At 60.8% G+C, this 18,382-nt stretch carries 14 protein-coding genes and 1 tRNA gene; 3 read left to right on the forward strand and 12 right to left on the reverse strand.

All coding sequences use genetic code 11. The features are described 5' to 3' along the window. Positions 1-22: 22 nt before the first annotated feature. Both U5911_RS11530 and U5911_RS11535 read left to right on the forward strand, forming a co-directional pair. Entirely contained in the window at positions 23-415 is a 393-nt protein-coding gene (locus U5911_RS11530) for a DUF5798 family protein (protein ID WP_336034290.1), read from the forward strand. A 76-nt stretch (positions 416-491) separates the two neighbouring features. Continuing rightward, positions 492-1,472: a PLP-dependent cysteine synthase family protein gene (locus U5911_RS11535; protein ID WP_336034291.1), complete on the forward strand. Its 981-nt coding sequence runs from the start codon at positions 492-494 to the stop codon at positions 1,470-1,472. A 12-nt stretch (positions 1,473-1,484) separates the two neighbouring features. Here the strand turns inward: U5911_RS11535 and U5911_RS11540 are convergent, their stop codons facing one another. The 3 genes from U5911_RS11540 to U5911_RS11550 form a co-directional block, all read right to left on the reverse strand. After that, positions 1,485-1,895, reverse strand: a complete 411-nt coding sequence (locus U5911_RS11540) for a CoA-binding protein (protein ID WP_336034293.1) — start codon at positions 1,893-1,895, stop codon at positions 1,485-1,487. 151 nt (positions 1,896-2,046) lie between these two features. Further along, positions 2,047-2,691, reverse strand: coding sequence for an RAD55 family ATPase (locus U5911_RS11545; RefSeq protein WP_336034295.1), 645 nt, complete (start codon positions 2,689-2,691; stop codon positions 2,047-2,049). 116 nt (positions 2,692-2,807) lie between these two features. Further along, a complete protein-coding gene (locus tag U5911_RS11550) occupies positions 2,808-3,647 on the reverse strand; it encodes a geranylgeranylglycerol-phosphate geranylgeranyltransferase (protein ID WP_336034297.1) in 840 nt (279 codons plus the stop codon). A 96-nt stretch (positions 3,648-3,743) separates the two neighbouring features. On the opposite strand from U5911_RS11550, the gene U5911_RS11555 reads away from it, so the two are divergent. Next, positions 3,744-3,818 (forward strand) — tRNA-Arg (locus tag U5911_RS11555). Positions 3,819-4,097: 279 nt separating this feature from the next. Here U5911_RS11555 and U5911_RS11560 read toward each other — a convergent pair. The 9 genes from U5911_RS11560 to U5911_RS11600 all read right to left on the reverse strand — a co-directional run bounded on the left by U5911_RS11560 (position 4,098) and on the right by U5911_RS11600 (position 18,376). Next, a complete protein-coding gene (locus U5911_RS11560; RefSeq protein WP_336034298.1) occupies positions 4,098-4,268 on the reverse strand; it encodes a hypothetical protein in 171 nt (56 codons plus the stop codon). 380 nt (positions 4,269-4,648) lie between these two features. Then, positions 4,649-7,099: an Eco57I restriction-modification methylase domain-containing protein gene (locus U5911_RS11565; RefSeq protein WP_336034300.1), complete on the reverse strand. Its 2,451-nt coding sequence runs from the start codon at positions 7,097-7,099 to the stop codon at positions 4,649-4,651. Positions 7,100-7,173: 74 nt separating this feature from the next. Continuing rightward, positions 7,174-7,488 (reverse strand): hypothetical protein, encoded by a 315-nt coding sequence (locus U5911_RS11570; protein ID WP_336034303.1) that lies wholly within the window; start codon positions 7,486-7,488, stop codon positions 7,174-7,176. A gap of 624 nt (positions 7,489-8,112) precedes the next feature. Next, complete coding sequence (locus U5911_RS11575; RefSeq protein WP_336034305.1) at positions 8,113-10,401, reverse strand: phospholipase D-like domain-containing protein; 2,289 nt, start codon at positions 10,399-10,401, stop codon at positions 8,113-8,115. Positions 10,402-10,503: 102 nt separating this feature from the next. Continuing rightward, the gene (locus U5911_RS11580) at positions 10,504-12,147 is read right to left on the reverse strand and encodes an ATP-binding protein (RefSeq protein WP_254768438.1); all 1,644 of its coding nucleotides are present in this window, start codon (positions 12,145-12,147) and stop codon (positions 10,504-10,506) included. Next, on the reverse strand, positions 12,147-12,812 hold the full coding sequence (locus U5911_RS11585) for a DUF8166 family protein (RefSeq protein ID WP_336034308.1): 666 nt from the start codon (positions 12,810-12,812) through the stop codon (positions 12,147-12,149). Before U5911_RS11585 ends, U5911_RS11580 begins: the two co-directional genes overlap by 1 nt. A gap of 73 nt (positions 12,813-12,885) precedes the next feature. Further along, positions 12,886-14,151: a DNA double-strand break repair nuclease NurA gene (locus U5911_RS11590; RefSeq protein ID WP_336034310.1), complete on the reverse strand. Its 1,266-nt coding sequence runs from the start codon at positions 14,149-14,151 to the stop codon at positions 12,886-12,888. After that, positions 14,151-16,862 carry an SMC family ATPase gene (locus U5911_RS11595; RefSeq protein WP_336034312.1) on the reverse strand — a complete coding sequence of 904 codons (2,712 nt, stop codon included), beginning with the start codon at positions 16,860-16,862 and terminating at the stop codon, positions 14,151-14,153. Before U5911_RS11595 ends, U5911_RS11590 begins: the two co-directional genes overlap by 1 nt. Next, on the reverse strand, positions 16,859-18,376 hold the full coding sequence (locus U5911_RS11600) for a metallophosphoesterase family protein (protein WP_336034314.1): 1,518 nt from the start codon (positions 18,374-18,376) through the stop codon (positions 16,859-16,861). The genes U5911_RS11595 and U5911_RS11600 overlap by 4 nt, the downstream gene beginning before the upstream one ends. Positions 18,377-18,382: the final 6 nt, after the last annotated feature.

The following is an 18,382-nucleotide window of genomic DNA, read 5'->3' on the forward strand; positions in this document are numbered from 1 at the left end:
GGACGACCGTCTACAGGCGCCCATGGGATTCGGTTCGACCGCGAAGAAGCTCCAGAAGGTCACGGACATGGCCGACAAGCTCTACGAGCGATTCGAGCGGCTCCGAGAGCAGGTCAACGACCTCACGGGCACCGTCGAGGAGACCAACGACCGCGTCGCCGCACTCGAGGGGGAGGTGGCCGAGCAGCGCGCGCTCCTCGAAGCCCTCGCCAGCCGGCAGGGCGTCGACGTCGAGAGCGTCCTCGAGGACGTCGAGTCGGACGCGGCGGCCACGGACGCGGACTCACAGCCCGCCGACGCGAAGCCACGAACTGGCGACGCAGACGCACAGACAGACGGCGCGAACTCGCAGTCCGGCGGCGTGAACTCGCAGTCCGGCAGCGCGGCCTCGCAGACCGACGACGCCGGGACGTGACCGCCGCGTCGCGCGCGTCGGCAGCGAGCGCGCGGATGGCAACGCCTAAAGAACGCCGGCAAGAATTACCGGCCAGATGACCACCCACCGGAGGCCGCTGGACTCGGTGCTGGAGACCGTCGGCGAGACGCCGCTCGTGCGCGTGCACGCGTCGCCGGACGACGTCCCGGTGTACGCGAAACTCGAGTCGTTCAACCCGGGCGCGAGCGTGAAAGACCGCATCGGGAAGTACATGCTCGAGGCGATGCTGGAGTCCGGAGAGCTCCCCGAGGGCGGCACGGTCGTCGAACCCACCGCCGGGAACACCGGCATCGGGTTCGCGGTCGCCGCCGGTCAGCTCGGCGTCGACGCCGTCTTCGTCGTCCCCGAGCGGTTCAGCGTCGAGAAACAGCAGCTCATGCGCGCGCTCGGCGCCGACGTCATCAACACCCCCACCGAGGACGGCATGGGCGGCGCCATCGAGCGCGCCCACGAGCTCGCCGACGAGCTCGACGACGCGGTCGTCCCCCAGCAGTTCTCAAACCCCCTCAACGCCGAAGCCCACTACGAGACCACCGGCCCCGAGATCGGCGGCGCGCTCGACGGCGCCGTCGGCGCGCTCGTCGCCGGCTGCGGCACCGCCGGCACCCTCATGGGGACCGGACGGTACCTCCGCGAGCGCGTCCCCGACCTCCACGTCACCGCCGTCGAGCCGCGCGGCTCGCTGTACGCCACCACGAAGGGCCGCGACATCGAGGAGGCCGAGTACAAGACCGAGGGCATCGGCACCCACGACCCCTCGACGAACGAGCTGTTCGACCCCGAGTTCGTCGACGACGTCGTCCAGGTCCCCGACGAGGACACGCACGCGGAGATGCAGCGGCTCGCCCGCGAGGAGGGCCACCTCGTCGCGTCCAGTTCCGCCGCGAACAGCCTCGCCGCGCTCGACGTCGCCGAGCGCGCCGCACGCGGCGACCTCGACCTCCCGCACGACGCCGTCGTGACCGTGTTCCCCGACTCGAGCGAGCGCTACCTCTCGAAGGGCGTCTACGGCGACTACGAGGAGTGGGAGAGCTAGCGGCAGGGCGGCTCAGGCGACCAGCCGGCCGTGCTCGACCTTCATGCACTTGTCCTGGACGACGCGCAGCCCGGCCGCCTCGGCGCGCGCCGCCGCGTCGTCGTGCGTGATGCCGAGCTGCAGCCAGACCGCCCGCACGTCGTCGCGCGCGACCGCCTCGTCGACGATGCCGGGGACCTCCTCGCTCGGCCGGAACACGTCCACGAGTTCCACTTCCGCCTCGACGTCGCTCAGCGAGTCGTACGCCCGCCGGTCGAAGATCTCGTCCGCGAACGGGTTCACGGGGACCACGTCGTACCCGTGCTCGAGCAGGTACTTCGGGATGTCGTGAGCGGCCTTCCCCGGCGTCGTCGAACACCCGACCACGGCGACGGTCTCGTAGGCGAGCAGCTCCCGGAGCTCGTCGTCGGACTCCACTGGCATGGCCGAGTGTTCGGCGGCCGCGGCGAAAAACCCACAGGTCGCGCCGGCGGGCGCCGCCGCCGCGTCACGACCGCCGCCAGCAGCAGGCGGGCACAGCGCCCCGACACCTTCGGAGCGGCCGGTTCTCCACAGCAGTCGGCCAGTGCCGCCGTCAGAGCGGCCGCCAGTCCGTGCCGCCGTCGACGCCCAGCAGGCGCGCCTCGAAACCGTCGTCGGCCTCGCGGACGGTGACGATGCCGTCGAACAGCTGCTTGAGCGTGCTCACCGTCTGCTCGTCGTGCGCGCTCGAGTCCACGACGAACACGCCGAGGGCGTCCGCGCTCTGCACGCGCCCCGTGAACACGTGCAGGAACCGGAACACCGTCTGGAGGTCCGAGTACATCAACAGCGTCGACAGCGAGTGCAGGAGGATGCGGTTGCGCGTGACGTTGCGCTGCTGGTAGAGCGCGCGCAGCAGCTCGGAGAGTTCGATCCCGATGCCCGTCAGGTCCACGGGCGAGGACGCGTACCGCACCAGCTCGGACTCCGTCGCCGACCCCATCCCCTGCTGTTTCGTCACGCAGTCCACGACTCCGACGAGCGGTTCGCCGCCCGGCACGCGCGCGGCATACTCCTCGAGGACGCGGTCCGCGCCGTCCTTCGTCGTCACGACGATGGCGCCCTCGCCGTCCGCGGAACCGCGCGCCAGGACGTCGAACCCGAGGTCCCGCTTGCCGCTCATCGGCGGCCCCGCCACCAGGAGGTTCGTCCCCGGGTCCACGCTCACGTCCGAGAACGCCGCACCGATCTCGTACATCACGGTACCCCTCTCCGAACGGCGACCGGGGGATGGCGTGCGACCGGTTCGTGCGCCCCCGTGCTCATCTGCCCGAAAGATATGCTGATTCGCTTATATTCCTTTTGATTGGGCAGTCAGGCGGCGGCCACGCGGCCGACGACGAACGCCGCCGCGGCCACGAACGTCCCCAGCTTCAACAGCTGCTGGCCGCGCGTCGGGTCCTCGAAACTCCGGTAGGCCGCCACCAGCATCAGCGCGTCCGCCGGCGCCACCACCACGAGGTACGCCACGCCGAACGTCCCCAGGAGGTAGGGCACCGGGCTCGCCGCCACGGCGACCACCAGCAGCGCGGACGCCAGCACCAGCGCGCGCCGCTCCCCCACGGCGATCGGGAGCGTCCGCAACCCCTCCTCGCGGTCGCCCGCCACGTCCTCGACGTCCTTCACGACCTCCCGCGTGAACGTCGACAGCGCCGCGAGCACCGCGAGCACGCCCCCGGCGAGCGGGTCGCCGACCGCCGCCGCCCCGAACAGGAACGTGCTCCCGACGAGGTACGCCACCAGCGCGTTCCCCGCGCCCGGCAGCCCCTTGAAGTACTCCGTGTACGTCACCAGCCCCAGGAGGTTCACCGCCGCGATGCCGAGCGCGAGCGCCGGCAGGGACGCCGCCAGCCCGATAGCGCCCGCGAACAGCACCGCGCTGAACGCCAGCGCGCCCCGCGGGGACACCGCGCCGCGCGGAATCGGGCGGTCGGGCGCGTTGATGCGGTCGATCTCCCGGTCGAAGTAGTCGTTGATCGCCATCCCCGCCGCCGTCGCCAGCCACGTCGCGCCGACCGCGGCGGCCGTCGCCAGCGGCGCCGCGAACGCACCGCCCGCCACGAACGCGCCGGTGAACGTCAACGCGCCCGCCGCCAGCGTGTTCACCGGGCGCGTCAACTCCAGCAGTCCGCGCACGGTCGCCACCGAGACCATGCACGCCGCTACGCACACCCCGCCGAATAAACGGGTCGGTCCCGACCGCCACCGAACCACGGGGTTTAAAACTGCCCTCCGACTACGACTCCACGCGGGCGCTTAGCTCAGCTTGGACAGAGCACTTGGCTTCGGACCAAGATGCCGCGGGTTCAAATCCTGCAGCGCCCATCATTCTGCGTGACGGGCAACATTTGGCAGACGGCGGTACGGCGCTTATAAAGGAATTCCTCTTCGGCCGTTTTGATTTCATCACGTTTCGGAACGGGGGTCGCCGGTGTCATGCGATTCGCTTGCATTTGAATGACAGCGCGGGCACATAATACTTGGGTGGAGAGTGTAATTGGCGGCGCGCGCGAGGGGTTATGCTGTCCAACCTCGACTCTCATCTCACAACGCACTCTGCGATTCAGATAGAATTTCGTCTGCTTCCGTGCAGTTCCTCGTCCCTCAGAGTTCCTGCTCCAGCCTCTTGAAGAGCGTACGCCATCGTTCAGGCACGTCGTCAATGTCGTACACCCCTTCATTCGCTAATTGTAAGTACCGGACGGCTTCGGCGTCGGTCAGGTTTTGCAGATTCAACTCCTCAACGGTCTTTTCGCGCGCCCATTCCGTGCTCATTGGCCGGTCACGTTGGATGGCTCCGTAGAAATGGAACCAGAACATAAGGTTCCCCTCAGACGGAACGGGCGGGCTCTGATCTTGATGGAATCGGTCGGGGATCAGTGGAAGTGACGGTACTGCCGAAAGAACGCTGAGGAACGACCGTCGAAACATGCCGTCGACAAAGTGACTCCTCTTCTAAAATCTACCTCCGCCTCGTAGTACACTCTCGTGTACGTACTCACGTACATACGTAGGTACACAAGTGAGTGATTACATAGCTCTGTAAACTCTTTAGCAGGTGTCGTAACGAGTTCGGCGACGATTGCTTCGTTGATCCGTTCAATGAGGACACCACTCTCTTCGGTGGAACGCGCTCAACCAGCGACGATGAGGATTTACGTCACTTGTCGAGCCAGGCTGTCAAGTCGATTCAACACCGCGTCACGATTTCCCCCCTCTCGAGCAGTTTCCCGCAACTCATCGAATAGGTCAGCCAGAGTCGCCACGAGTGACTCTTCGAGCGATGTCGGATCGATAACAGGGAGTTCTTTGAGCGCACTGATACTGAGTTTCTCGTAGCCGCCTTGCTGTGTTTGCGTCTGTGTTTGGATCACCCGCTGCCCCACGTTACTATTTAAGTACGCGAGCAACGCCTTCAGCTCCGTCTCGTCGAGGTTCACATCGTAGAACCCACGGAAGTTGTGGATGTTCCTCGCAGCGGTCTCGTTGAGAATGAAGGTGAATCCATCTCGCCCAGCGTCTTGCACCAAGACCCGAGGCGAATCCTGTCGCCGGGGCCGATACCAGTACGGGCGGTTTTCGATTACGGTTGCTTCGAGTGAGTTGCTCCGGTACACGCTATCCCGTAGATACGAAACGATCCCCGGTATCTCACCGTTGCTGTTCCTCGGGAGCGAGTCAGCATTGAACAGGACTTGCTCCTGGAAGTTCTCTCGTGACTTCGGGACATCTGGTAGTTCGTCTGGGTCTAGTAGCCAGACCTCCTCACCAGCAGTTCGCAACTGTTCCCAGTCCTCCTCACGGAAGTCGTATCCGTTGACGAGCTTCGGTTGACGAATGAGCCGTGACAAGTGTTTCTCGGAGATTCCGGACTCGTCGACGTCATCCTGTGTCAGGCAGAAAAACGTCACATCGCCGGTTGATTTTCCGCGGTGGATCGTGGCGAACTCGCCGAGCGGTGTGAGTTCGCTTGTATCGATGTCGGAGGGATCGAATAGTGCTGCCCAGTTTTCCCCGGGGGCGAGATCTGCTTGCGGCACGTGATTGATGTAGCCCCAATCGGTCTTGCCCTGGTCACCGTTCTGGACTGCGTCACAAAGCGTATTCGAATCGATGGACTCGTCCACGCGAATGAAGCGTGTCTCACCCGTGTTACCACCGGAATCTACTTCTAAGAAGCAAACGAGTGCGGTGACTTGGGCGTCCTGGAAGACCGATTCGCCTTCTGGGTTGAACTGAACGAGCGCAGTGATGGAAAACTCATCCAGTAGGAACTGTTTGAGTGAGTCACCGTAGGCCGTCGTGAGGAAGCTGTCCGGCGTGAGGAACGCCGCACGGTCACCCGAAGACAGGAACGACCGACTGTGGTACAGGAAGTACGTGTAGAGTGGTGATCGCGCACTGACGTCGATTTCTGTCGATTGCTCTATGTCGCCGTTGATCTGTTCTTTGTACTCCTTCGGGAGCGCGTCCCCGCTCGTGTATGGGGGGTTACACACGATCCCGCCGATGTCGTGTTGCAGTTCGTCTGGATCAAGATTGAGGAAGTCGTGTGTTCGCGGCGTATTCAGCTGTCCACCCAAAGTGAGTGCTGTCCCGCCCATGACCCGAGCGAGGGGGCTCCGTTCGATCCCGTCGACGTGCGTGGGGTCAGTGTTCAGATTCCACCGCGGGTGAAACGCGCTGGATAGTACGCCCGCCCCCATTCCAGGGTCGAGAAGGTGGTCGACATCGCGGTTAGCCCAGGACTTCATCGTCGCTGCAATTTCCGGCGGTGTCCGAAACTGCCCGAGTGACTGTCGATACTCGCTCGGTGTTAGCTCCGCGTAGAGCTTCCCAATATCTTCCGTTGGCTGGGGTGAGAAGAGCAATCGAGCCCGGTGAGCCAACGCAGATTCCAGGGCGTTCTCATCAGCCAGTTCCGCGACGTGGTCAAGAACGAACTGATCGAACACTCCGTCTCCTGTCTGCTTCCGTGCGTTGTGAAACGCCTGTTGTACCGAATGGGAGAGTGGCGGAACGACGCCGCAACACCGGTACCATTCGTACACCGTCGCTTTTAGCAGAACACTCAGGACGGCATGACGCGTAACAGTTCTCTGTACCGACTCTGTTTCTATCGACCCGATCCCGTGCAGTTCGCACCACTCCTGGAGTCGCTTGAGGAGAGACTCGGACAATTTCGTGTTGAATGCTGGAGTGATGGTGCCTGCTGCCCGTCGAATGTCCTCGATGAGTTCATCCGTGACGACGGGCGCGAATGTTTGAGAGGCTAAGTCCCACTCGTAGTTGAGTCGGTCGAGTACACGCTCGGTGACTCGGTTCTTTACTGCGGGTTTCCACACCTCGATTCCAACGCCAGCAGCAGTCTGGTACAGCTCTCGTTTCGAGAACGGTGCTGGAATCTCGTGCCGGTCGCCCGTCAACTTCTGGATGACGGCGTCTACCTGTTCACGCCGCTGTGCGTCCAATCCTACTGGGGTAACCGGTGAGCGGTCTCTCCCACCACTCGTCGCCGGAGACGGGACAGGGGTCTGCGGATACGGACGAGCGTTATCACTCGTTCCCCGGCGGTGGAGCCGCTTGATCTCTTCTGGGTCTCTCATATACCTCGCTGCGGGCACGATCCGCAGTACGCCAGCCACTCAGAGCGGAGTGGTTTCCGAGGTAGTCGCTGGAACTACGTTTCGATCAAGTGACCGAACTCCTCGACGACGATCTCACCATCAATGCCGCGTTCTTCGCACCAGTCCAGCGCTGCTTCCTCATCAAGGAGTTCGATCTCCGCACCGCCAGTCGTGCCGCCCCCGCTACACGGCTTGGCGTATTGGGTTGCCGCACCGCCCTCACAGTGAAGGAAGTACTCCCCGCCAGAGGTCTCGTATAGCGTTTCGATGAGGTAGTAGAGGTCACTCCGATCCGCGTTGGGGGCATACCTGGCTATTTGTTCAGCTCGGTCCGTGTCGTACAGTTTCCGGTCGATGACTCGCTGCATTGTAAACCGGGAAATTATCTGGTCGTATTAAAGGGTTAGCCCTGAGAATCCCGCTATTTCTAACGCTACAGGCCGTTAGAAGCCAAAATCCGGACTCACAGCACGACCGACCGACTCACAGCACGACCATATTGGGCAAAACGGTATCAGACCTCACCAGACAGGGAGCAGAAAGTAGACCACAACATGGACTCTCCAGAACCGCTTGACATGGCTATGACTCACCGAACATCTACGAGAGAGTAACCAATCACCCACGCACGTCCAGTACATTATACCCAGTTGCAGTCATCGGAACAGCAATCCACCCAGCCCCATATTCTTGATAGGTTTTCTGGACACCCCCCGTGTTGACAGCAAGAAACACCGCCTAATATGGCCTATACCCGCTGAAAAATTCTGGACACACCCCGCTACCAATTCGGGTGAGATCTGTGATACTATTCAAATGTTGAGCGTCACATGCTTTCAGCAAGCGAAATCCGTCGCCATTCAACTCACTCACCCTGGTGGACTGGCCACACACTGCTATTGTGCAACCGACGCGGCTTGTTTACCGGAGTGAAAGAGTATGTTAGGCATATTCAGCCCTCCTGCTCATGGTGGTGAAATCTGGGCCGTGGGTCAGCTGCCGAGTAGCCGTCGAAAGAATCCAGGCGAGTCTGTTTCTTCAGGAGTTACGTCGGATTCCGCCGGCTGGTCGGTAGTATCACCATTTTCTGCGGGTCCGTCGAGTAGTTCGTCTACCGAGTAGCCGACCCACTCGGCAAATTCCTTCGGTGCACCGATGTAGACACTCGTCCCAGATTTATCGGACATGAACCGCTTGTCTAGTCGTTTCTCGTAGTCGTAGACTTCCCAATCCTCGCGGTCAAAGTCAGCGTTCATCCCATCGGGTTCCGATTCGAACTCGACACGGCCTCCCTGGATGTCGCGCTGCCATTTGAGCCGCCCTGTATCGTACATCTGTTCCGCTGGCTCATTAGCAGGGAAATACTCCGGTGGTTCTCGGTCAGCCTCCTCGTAGAAGTCACAGAAGATCTGGCGGACGTCTTCCACGGTGCCATTGCCTTCGGTCCACGGCTGCTCTGCTAGCATTCGGCGAGCCACGTAGCTGAATATCGGATTTTCCCGCTCTAACACTTCTGCAAGGTCGTCCTGCGCCGCATGGAAGCCCGGATCTTCTGGATTCGAGGGGAACGACACGTCCATACTGAGGATCTTCATTCGGTTGCGGAACTCCGATTTCGGCAGTGAATCGTTGGTCGTGAAAATCAGACATGGCTGATCCACATTGGTTGGCGTCCAATCCCCCCAGTAGTTCCGGATCGGGCTCCAACCCTCTATTTTGTCTTTCTCCGCGTCGATGATCGCATACGGGAAACAGGTGTCCCACTCTCGAACCCCGCGAATCTCATCAACACCCACGTCGTCCGCATCAACTCCGGAAATGACGGTGTTGTCCGAAATTAGTCGTAGAATGTACTCTGTGAGTTTGTCTTTTCCGGCGTCACTGTTCCCTTCGATGTACAGGTGCTGCAGGACGTTGTCGAGGGTCCGTGACGGGGACGAAAGTGCCTCAGCGTACTGGTTGGCGAACGGGGCCCAGAAGCCGTAGAGGAACGCTTCGTACATCTGGGCCATCACCGCGGTCGGTGTCTGGGTATACCCGTGGTTCTCCACCGTCTCGACATAGGCCTCGATAGTATCTAGACAATGGTTCAGAACCTCGGGGGTTGGTGAATCCGTAGCGACTAAAATCAGATCCTCATCATCACCGATGATGACCTGCTCGGCTTCGGGGACCACGGACATAGTGGGGATTTCCGTTGATTCCCGAACTTGGTTGTTGTAGGCGCTCAGCGGTGCTGTAATACTATGATCTTCGACAGTCGCACCGCGGGAACGGAGAGTAGAGCTGAACTCGTCGGCGACGTCTCTGTCCACTTTACTGGTCCCCATTCGGATTTTCTTCTCTGGCGTCCGAACCCGTGGCCGGTCTAACGTCTCGGTGAGGGTCGTTTCGTGGTCTGATTCGACGAGTCCCACATCGGGTGATTCCTTGCTATCACCCTCTGTATCTGAAGGGCCGTTCGGATCAGTGTCATCGTCACCTGACCCATCTGGTTTGACGACCGTTCGGTCGGCTTTCTCCGGCTCATCGACGAATGCAACTGATTCATCCGCTTCCTCAGGGTCATCGACTGCTGCCGTTACCCGATCTGCGATCTCCTTCAGATCCTCCGTCGCATCTTGGTTGAGCGCGGCCGTATCGCTCACGTCTAAATCTCCAGATCCGACCCAGTACTCGATGCGGTTTTCGCGCTCTTCGGGAGTGTCTGCGTCTTCGATGGCTTCGACCAGCCCTTCAAGAAGCGTCTGACTGCTGTATCGTTCTCGGTACTCGTCGATAAACGCTGCAAACTCCTCATCGAGTTCCGTCCCGACTTCGGTAGTGATGACCGAGATCTGGTTCGTGTGGTACTCCCACGAGTTAACGGACAGGTTCGCGGACCCATGAACGAGCTTCACCGTATCGTCAGGCATAACGATACGGTACATTTTCGAGTGGACGATCTTTCGGTTCTTCAGTCGAACAGTCAGCCGGTCGTCCTGCCGGAGCTGAACGAGCGACCGCGCGGTTGAGACATCGTTGACCTGATTGGCGTAGTCGTTAGCATTCCCGACCAGCACATCGAGTGAATCGATGTCGTACTCGGTCAGCATCCGAACCATCAGTTCCGGCGTCTCAGCGTACGTCACCGCATCTACGTGGCGGGCTCCCTCGAACAGGTCGAGGAAGTCTTCGCGCTTTTTCACCATCACCAACCGATACCCCGCCTCACCGGAACCGTAGAATTCCGGCATGTCAGCGTACTTGTCGAACGAAACCTTCGCTGTTATCTCATCCATGGTCCTGACTGTGTTTACTTGATAAGGTGGACACTCGTTCCGTTCTTGGATGCTCGACGGCACTTTCGCACCGCAGCGACTGTCTTGAACCACTGCCCTCGTTCAATCAAGGCTCTGGACCCCCGTCGAATCTCCTTCACCGAAGTCAGCGGACTCCGAGTGGGTTGGTTCACGCTGGCGCTGATCGTACGCCTCACGCCAAGCATTGATGACGTCCTGACTCTCTGCCCCGTGAGATGTGTGTCGACGCCGGACTTGAATCAGCGCTGGCGTGTTCATCGCGTCACCAGAGACGACCGCTTGTCCGGGCGTCAGGCCGGGTAACTCGCGGAGGACATCTTCACCTGCCGCCTCGACAGAGTTCTTGATCGCGTCTTGGTCGTTCGGGTTCTTGATTTGCATCGAAATCTGTGTGCCACACTGCGACAGCACGTCCTGATCGATCTTTGAAGGACGTTGACTGATGATTCCCAGCCCGAATCCGAACTTGCGCCCCTCGGACGTGATCGTACGCATAATATCTAGCGAGGGGGCGTCACCCGAGGCCGGTGCGAACCGATGCCCCTCTTCGAACAGCGCGAAGATCGGGTGCTCGATCTGGGAGTCGCGGTCTCGGACGGCATCGAGACGTTCCCGGTACATCCGTCGCAGGAGCACGGTCGTGATGAGTTGCTGGTTCCACCGATCCAGCGTATCCATCTGCAGGACGGTACACTGGCCAGGGTCCACGATTTCGTCCAGTGGGACGTTGTCTTCAGGGTGGAATAGATCGTTCCGCTCTATCGAGCGGCGGAGCCGCCACTCTAGTGCACCGACACTCGCGTCATCGTCGTCGTATATTCGGTGCATCTCAGCGATGAGTTCATCGACGCCCCAGGTCCGGCTCTCCTGTCGCTGCATCGCGCGCCATGCCGTCGACAGTCGCTCTTGCATTCGGTTACTCGGATTGTCCAAGACGGCCATGACATCGCCAATGTCCAGTTCCGAAATGCGTACGCGAAGCCGCTCGGGGTCGTAGTAGACGACCTCTGGTTCGTATCCGTCCTCGCCCTGGAACGCTTCGTCACCCTGCATTTCTGCGAGAGTATCATACTCTCCGTGCGGGTCGAATACGAGCAGGGATGCACGGGAGCTCGGACGCATCATCTCCTCAATCAACACGGACGCTGTGTACGATTTCCCGCTGCCCGTGGATGCGAGAATCGCCAGGTGCGTCGAGGCGAATTCCTTGATCGGAACGTGGATGTTCGTCGCTTCGGGCGACCGATTCAATAGCCAGCCGAGGTACGCAGTTCCGTCCAGCTCGGTCACGTCTGCCCTGTCCGTCTCACACCCGAGGTTCGGAAGAACGGTTTCGAGCTGCTGATCAGGTGCAATCGACAACGGCGTTCCCGGAGACGGGAGCTGTCGCGGATTGGCGAACGTGGTCATGTCGGTGTCGTAGTACCCGATGACCGTCGCCCTGAGTCGGTACAGTTCGGTGTCGTCGGTCTGGACACCGAGCGTTGCTGCGACGGTATCTGGACCGACTTCCGGGTCTGCGAGGAAGCCGTCCGGGAGTCCGCGAATCAATTCGCGGTTCGTCACGCGGGCGAACACCGACCGGTTCTCCCCGTCGACGGAAACCGTGTAGGTGATGAATTCCCCCGTTTTGATGGATTTGTCCGCCGGGGTGACGAAGACAAACTCGTTCGGATCCTCTCCAGGTCCGGCGACGGTGCCGACGACCGATTGCTTCCGGGGCATCAGACCACCCCCCGGCGCTCGTGGGCCTGCCACTCGATGTTCTGTTCCACCACGTCCAGCACTCGTTGGTTCGGGTCATCCTCGGGGAGCATCCCCCGGAGCCGGTCGATGAGGGCGACGATGACTTCCGCACCAAGGTCACCCGCGATATCGACGAGTCGGTCAAGGTAGGCCAGTTGGATTTGCTCGTCGACGGTGTGGAAGGAGACTGTCTCCTCGTCCGGGCACTGGTAGACGGTGTCGTCGACCTCTAAGGTCCACCGCGGCATCCGGTGGGTTGGATCCGTGATTGTTCGGTCGTCGGTGATGACGGCTGTCCCGAGTAACGCTACGCCTGCGAGGGTCGTTCGCTCCTCGATGTATCCCGGCGTGAACTGGGCTTGGTCGTCTTGGGCTAGCCGCGGACCAGTGCGGCCTTGGTCAGGATCAACGAGTTTCGTGTCATAGATTACGCCCATGACCGCGTGTTCCGTGCCATCGATGACTTTCTTGATGAACACGGGTTGCCCGAACTCGCGCTCGTGGAGCTCTGGCGGCCGGTCACAGTCACGCTCTTTGAAAATCTCGACGACGTAGTCGAGATGGCTGTTCGAGGAAACGATGCTCCCAATCCGGACACACGAATCGAGATCCGGGCTGTCCGAGTCTGTCGCTGATTCTGTCATAGGGTCACCTCCGTAGTGCTGCGTGGTGGTCGAGCGAGCGGTGCGTCAGTCGTCTTGATGGTGATCTCGTTTGTCATCGGCGGCGGAGTTCCTTGCTCAGTGCTTTGGCGTTCCATTCCAACGGGACATCGTTCGATTCGGCCCAGCGCTGTACGACTCGGTGGAACTGCTGGCGGTCCTGGTGATCCAGCACCGCATCGCTGTCCACCTGCTGGAGAATTTCCGGGTAACCGCGCCCGATACCGGCCTCTGCGCGGACGATCTCGACGGTGTACTCGTACATCGACTCGTACTCGCCCGGGCCGTCGCTTCGACACAGCCACCCAGGGAACTCGATACGGTCAAGCCCAGCGCCTGGCGGCACATTCAGGTACGAGAACAAGATGTCATCGCGGAACTCGTACGACTCACCCTCGTAGGTTGCCTGTAAGGCGTCGATACTCCCGTCGCGTTTCGAAATGAACGGGAGTGTCGTGTCACCCCAGGGGCTCATCAACTCTGTCAGCACGTGCGCGTCTGGGATGACGCGATCATCTTCAAACTCCTCACGCCAGAGGAGCCGCGTCATCTTCACCAGCTCCGTTGCGCTCGACCCAGCAACGTACCCCACCAGCGGGATTTCGTGGTGCTGACTCGCGGCAATCACTCGACTCAGCGTCGAGAGGTATCGTTCTCGGGTTTCGGGCTTCAACGGATTTGCAAACGACGCGATCAACGGCCCGTCGTAGAACACGACTGGCGTGTGTTCGATATCGCCCGCATCTCGGGCAGCAGCCAGATCCGACAACTTCTCGATCAGGAGCTGTCCCTCGTGTTCGTAGCGATGATGGCCGACGAGTTGTGAGTCGACAAACCGATAGTCTCCATCCTCCGATTCCTGCGACACTTCGTTGGGTGTGAGCAGTCGCCCCTCGACACCTCGGTCGAGTCGGCCTTCCGAATGATGATGATTCACCGCCCACGCCGACTGGACGTACGCGAGAGGCACGTTGAACTGCGTCGTCGGCGGTAGCTGCGATCCGTCGACGGCCATCACGGGGATGTCGCGGACGATGTTACGTGCCCACTCGTTGACCTCCTCGTGATTCTCCCACCCGTCACTCTCTTCGTGCGGGACGATGATGCTGGCCGCGTCATCGAACGCATCTGTCGGGTACGCGCCCGGATACGACACGTCTTGTAAGGCCGCTCGTATCTCCTCGCTCGTCCACTCCTCCGGGAGGCGCTGGAACGCGTCTTGGTAGCGTTCGACGATTCCAGAGTCGTCTTCCAGGTACGCTTCTATCGTCTCGACGTTGGCCTCTAACTCAGTGGCGACCCCGCGTTTGTCAATCGGCATTAATTCACCGTCACCTCCGACGTCTGCCGGTCTTTCGTCACCGAGATGGTGTAGTCCGTCATCGAATCGAACGTCTCGTCGTGACTGATGACGGTGAGCTGCTCGAAACTATCCAGTTGCTTCAGCTGCGAGACCAGGTTTCGTTTCTTCTCCCGGTCGAGGTTCGCCGTCGGTTCGTCCAGGAACGCGACACCGACGGACGCGAGTTGTTCGAGGATAGCGAGTCGTACGGCGAGCGCGGCTGCCATCTTCTCACCGCCGCTCAGCGTCGAGAACGATTTCGTCACGTCCGCGTCGTGAACGACGATCTCGTAGTCGCTTGTCCACTCAAGCGTCTCGGCAGACGCACCGCGGATCGTCCGGAACAACTCGTTGGCCCGCGCCCCGATCCGGTCGGTGATGATCTCCCGCATCTTCGGCCCGGCCTCCCGAACGTTCTCCCGGACCCAGTCCGCGAACTGCTGATCAGCTTTCAGCTCCTTCAACTGTTGGAGCGTCTCCTGCCGCTCCTCTAACTTCGCCTCCAGACGCTCGATCTCCCCGCGTGCCTCGCGGAGGCTCTCTTTCTTCTCACCCAGGGATCCTTTCGCCCGCTGTATCTCGCCTTTGAGGTCATCGATGTCCGACTCAAGCGTCTGAAGCCGCTCCTCGTCGAACGCTGCTCTCGTCTCTTCGAGTTCGGCTTCCGTCTCGTCGAGAGCCTCTTTGAGCTCGGCCAGTTCCGCTTCCGTCTCGTCAACGGCCTGTTGCCGCTCCTCTACCTGAGACGCCTGTTGCTTGTGCTCGATGTACGTCTGATGCGCCGACTCGGTCTCCTCCAGTGTCTCTTTGACCTCAGACAGTTTCTCGTCCAGCCCTTCGTATTCAGCCAACTCGTCGTTGATTTCCTGCAACTGCGAGTTGGCAGCCTCAAGCTCTGCGCGCTTCTCCTCTAATTCGTCAGGGACGTCCGCGTGCTCCTGCACTCGGAACTCCGCAGTCTCGTATTCGTCATGCGCTTCCTGCAGTTCCTCTCGCTCTGCTTCGAGCTCAGGCAGTTCCGCCAGTTCCTCTTCGAGGCCCTCTAGCGTCTCCTCCGTCTCCGACTTCTCTGACTGGAGGTCCTCGATCTCTGCTTCCAACGACTCGATCTTCTCACGGTGAACCGGGAGCTTGTCGGCGCGGCGCTTGACGTCTCGCGCTTCCTCCCGACGGTCACGCAGATCGGAGAGTTCCTCGCTGAACTCCGCACGTTCTGTGGCGATGGCTTCGATCCGCTCTTCGCGCTGGTCGATTGCGTCCGACCGGTGTTCTTCCTTCAGGGGCCGGTCACACGTTGGACACGGCGCATCCACATCCGTATCTCGTAACCGCTCCAACTGCTCTTCGAGCCGTTCCCGTTCGTTCTGCAGTTGCTGTCGCCGCGCCTTCCGCTGGTTAATCTCGTCGTCGAGTTCTTCCGGATGCGTCGTCGCCTCCCACTCTTCCTCGATGGCTTCGACTTTCGCTTCGAGCGACTCGACCTTCTCTTGCTTCTCGTCGATGTCCCCGGCGAACTCGTCGATTTGGTCCTGCAGTTCCTCGACCTCGTCCTCACGTTGCTGTAGCGAGTTGATCTTCTCGTCGAGTTCTTCGTATCGCTGTTTCTCGTCCTCGCGCTCCTCCAGCGTCTCTTGGGCCGATTGCAGCGTCTCTAAGTCGTCTTCGAGCTGGTTCACCTCGAATTCGACCGATGAGACCTCTTGTTTCTGTTCGGCTTTCTGCTCAGCAAGCGCGTCTCGTTCGCTCTCTCGTTCCTCTAGCTCGTCCAGCCGCTCGCTCGCTTCCTCGTGCCGCTGATAGCCCTCACGGTTCTCCTCACACTTCTCTTGTGCCTTCTGAGCGGCGTGAAGCTCCTTCTCTGCAGTGTCCAGCTCTCCCTCGGTCGCCTCGATCTCTTGCTCCTGTGACCGGACTTCCTGTTCGAGGTTTTCGATTTCGTCCTGGACGGCCTCTAACTCTTCGTGCTCCGCTTCTTTCTCAGCCAGCTCGTCGGTCTTCCGATCAATCTCGGCTTCGATTGATTCGACCTCATCAGCCAGCGATTCCGCTTTCGCCCGCTCGTCTGGCAGGTCCTGCACCGTACTCGTGAGCCCTGCTATCTCCTCACGGAGCTTCTGCTCCTCCCGTTCAATCGCGTCCGGAATGTCCTTGAGACGATTCCAGGACTCTTCGTACGCGTCGAGGTTCAGCAGCGCATCGAACGTCGCTTTCCGACTGGCGGGTCGCTGCGCGAAGTCAGAGAGGAACCGCGTCTGCGGAACGCCGATACACGACTCCCACAGGCTCTGCAGTTCGTCTTTGTCTTCAACGCCGAACTGGGCGCACAACCACTTGACGAGCTGGGATTTGGAATCGATGTCCTGGTTAATCCACTCGTCGTTCTCGGCATCGTGGCGGTGTACACCGTAGCTCGAACGCCCTGCAGAGCGCGTCACACGGAAGCGTTTCCGGCCTCCCGAGGTCTCTTGTTCAAAGGTGACCTCGACAGTTCCGGAGCTCGCGCCCTCGCGCACGAAGTCCTTGTTGTTGAACGGCAGCGAATCGAACAGCGCGAAGCCAATCGCTTCCTGAATCGTCGATTTCCCTGCGCCGTTCTCACCGAGAATCGCCGTCACACCACCCTCAATCGGCACGACTGTCCGTCCCTCGTATGACTTGATGTCCTCCAACGCAACCTCGGTGATTTTCATTGTTGCATCACCTCCGCCTCATCGTCGGCTTCTCCGCTCGGTTCACCATCACCCGATTCCTCGCCGTCAGTATCCGTGTTCGAGAACGGATCCTCATCGATGTCGAGTACCACATCGTCAGCCAGCTCCGGGAATAACTCTCGCCGTGCGGAACTCACGGAATCACGGATGTCTTCGATGGCCTCTTCGGCCTGCGCCATCTGGTGTGCGTTCCCTAGGACCTCGGCGACATCTTCGGCTTGCTTGTCGTAGATGGATTCCTTCGCTATCGTCTCGAACACGCGGTGTTCCAGCGCCGCCGTGTTCAACCGGCCATCCTGAAAGACCTCGTCCTCGTCGATCTCCGAGATCAGTTGCTGGACGTCCGCCGTCCGGATCCCAGTGTTCACCTGCACGTACAGGGCCCCGCATTCCTCTTTCGCCCACTCCGCGAGTTCATCCGTCCGGAAGTCCCCGCGACTGAATTGTAACGTTCCGCTGAACCGCAGGTCGATGATCGGCGCTCTGGGGTCACCCTGCGCCGTGAACTCCTCTTTTCGACAGTACTCATCAATCCGTGATTGCTCCCCGCGGACGTGGTCCTGGAACCCGGCTTCGAGTTCGCTTGGTGAGTCGTACTCCGTGACATCGAACTCGACTCGGCAGTACGGTCGCCGTTTGGTCGGGTGGTGGTCCACCTCGTACTCGACCGCGTTCTCGGTCTCTTCTTCGGTGGTTGTCAACGCGACCGAATGGTAGCCGTGCTCCCAGTCGTGGTGGCCCTCGCGCGTGTTGTGGGCTTCTGGGGATCCGGGGTTGTAGATCCACCCAGCAGCGTCGTACCGCTTGTGAATGTGCCCGAGTGCGAGGTAATCGACGTGCTCTTTCACGTCGCGGAGTTCGGCGTGGGTCACCGTCCCGCCGAGCGTCGGAACCTCGTCCTCCATGCCGAAGTGCGCCAGTAGCACGGTCGCCGCCGGTTCGCCGTGCTCGGCGTTCGTCGCTTGAATCCCGTGTGCCACCTGTTGCAACGCTTGCCCTGTTCGTGCGCCTCGCCACTGGAGCCCGAACACGCGAACTGGACCGTCGAACTCCGCGACCTCGATGTCGTAGAACCCGGCGTGATCACCGGGATCCTCCGGGTCGTACGGTTCGAAGCGGGCAGTCTCCGAGTCTGCCTTCAGATCCGCCTTCAGAAACACGATGTGGCCGCGCCGGTGGAGGTAATTGAGCCACGTCACCTCGCGCGGGGTTAGGTTCTCGTCGTGGTTCCCCCGGGACACCAGTACCGGCACGTCGTCCGGTACTCGGCTGAGCTCTTGTTCGACCTGGTCGAGGACTTTCGGGCGGAGATCCCGGGAGTGAAACAGGTCCCCGGGAAGTAGGATGGCGTCCGTGTCGCGCTCGCCGACCATCTCTTGCAGTGCCGCGCGTGTCGTTGACACCATGTCGTCTTCTCGTTGTTTCAACCCGTACTGTCGGTGGCCGAGGTGCGTATCCGCGATGTGAGTCAGCGTTAACATGGTGGCTTCCACATACAG

The sequence above is a fragment of the Halobacterium yunchengense genome, assembly GCF_037031165.1.
Classification (GTDB): domain Archaea; phylum Halobacteriota; class Halobacteria; order Halobacteriales; family Halobacteriaceae; genus Halobacterium; species Halobacterium yunchengense.

Excerpts from the sequence above, each read along its gene's own strand:
- U5911_RS11530 (WP_336034290.1), top strand. The coding sequence starts at position 23 with ATGGGATTCGGTTCGACCGCGAAGAAGCTCCAGAAGGTCACGGACATG.
- U5911_RS11535 (WP_336034291.1), top strand. The coding sequence starts at position 492 with ATGACCACCCACCGGAGGCCGCTGGACTCGGTGCTGGAGACCGTCGGC.
- U5911_RS11540 (WP_336034293.1), bottom strand. The coding sequence starts at position 1,895 with ATGCCAGTGGAGTCCGACGACGAGCTCCGGGAGCTGCTCGCCTACGAG.
- U5911_RS11545 (WP_336034295.1), bottom strand. The coding sequence starts at position 2,691 with ATGTACGAGATCGGTGCGGCGTTCTCGGACGTGAGCGTGGACCCGGGG.
- U5911_RS11550 (WP_336034297.1), bottom strand. The coding sequence starts at position 3,647 with ATGGTCTCGGTGGCGACCGTGCGCGGACTGCTGGAGTTGACGCGCCCG.
- U5911_RS11560 (WP_336034298.1), bottom strand. The coding sequence starts at position 4,268 with ATGAGCACGGAATGGGCGCGCGAAAAGACCGTTGAGGAGTTGAATCTG.
- U5911_RS11565 (WP_336034300.1), bottom strand. The coding sequence starts at position 7,099 with ATGAGAGACCCAGAAGAGATCAAGCGGCTCCACCGCCGGGGAACGAGT.
- U5911_RS11570 (WP_336034303.1), bottom strand. The coding sequence starts at position 7,488 with ATGCAGCGAGTCATCGACCGGAAACTGTACGACACGGACCGAGCTGAA.
- U5911_RS11575 (WP_336034305.1), bottom strand. The coding sequence starts at position 10,401 with ATGGATGAGATAACAGCGAAGGTTTCGTTCGACAAGTACGCTGACATG.
- U5911_RS11580 (WP_254768438.1), bottom strand. The coding sequence starts at position 12,147 with ATGCCCCGGAAGCAATCGGTCGTCGGCACCGTCGCCGGACCTGGAGAG.
- U5911_RS11585 (WP_336034308.1), bottom strand. The coding sequence starts at position 12,812 with ATGACAGAATCAGCGACAGACTCGGACAGCCCGGATCTCGATTCGTGT.
- U5911_RS11590 (WP_336034310.1), bottom strand. The coding sequence starts at position 14,151 with ATGCCGATTGACAAACGCGGGGTCGCCACTGAGTTAGAGGCCAACGTC.
- U5911_RS11595 (WP_336034312.1), bottom strand. The coding sequence starts at position 16,862 with ATGAAAATCACCGAGGTTGCGTTGGAGGACATCAAGTCATACGAGGGA.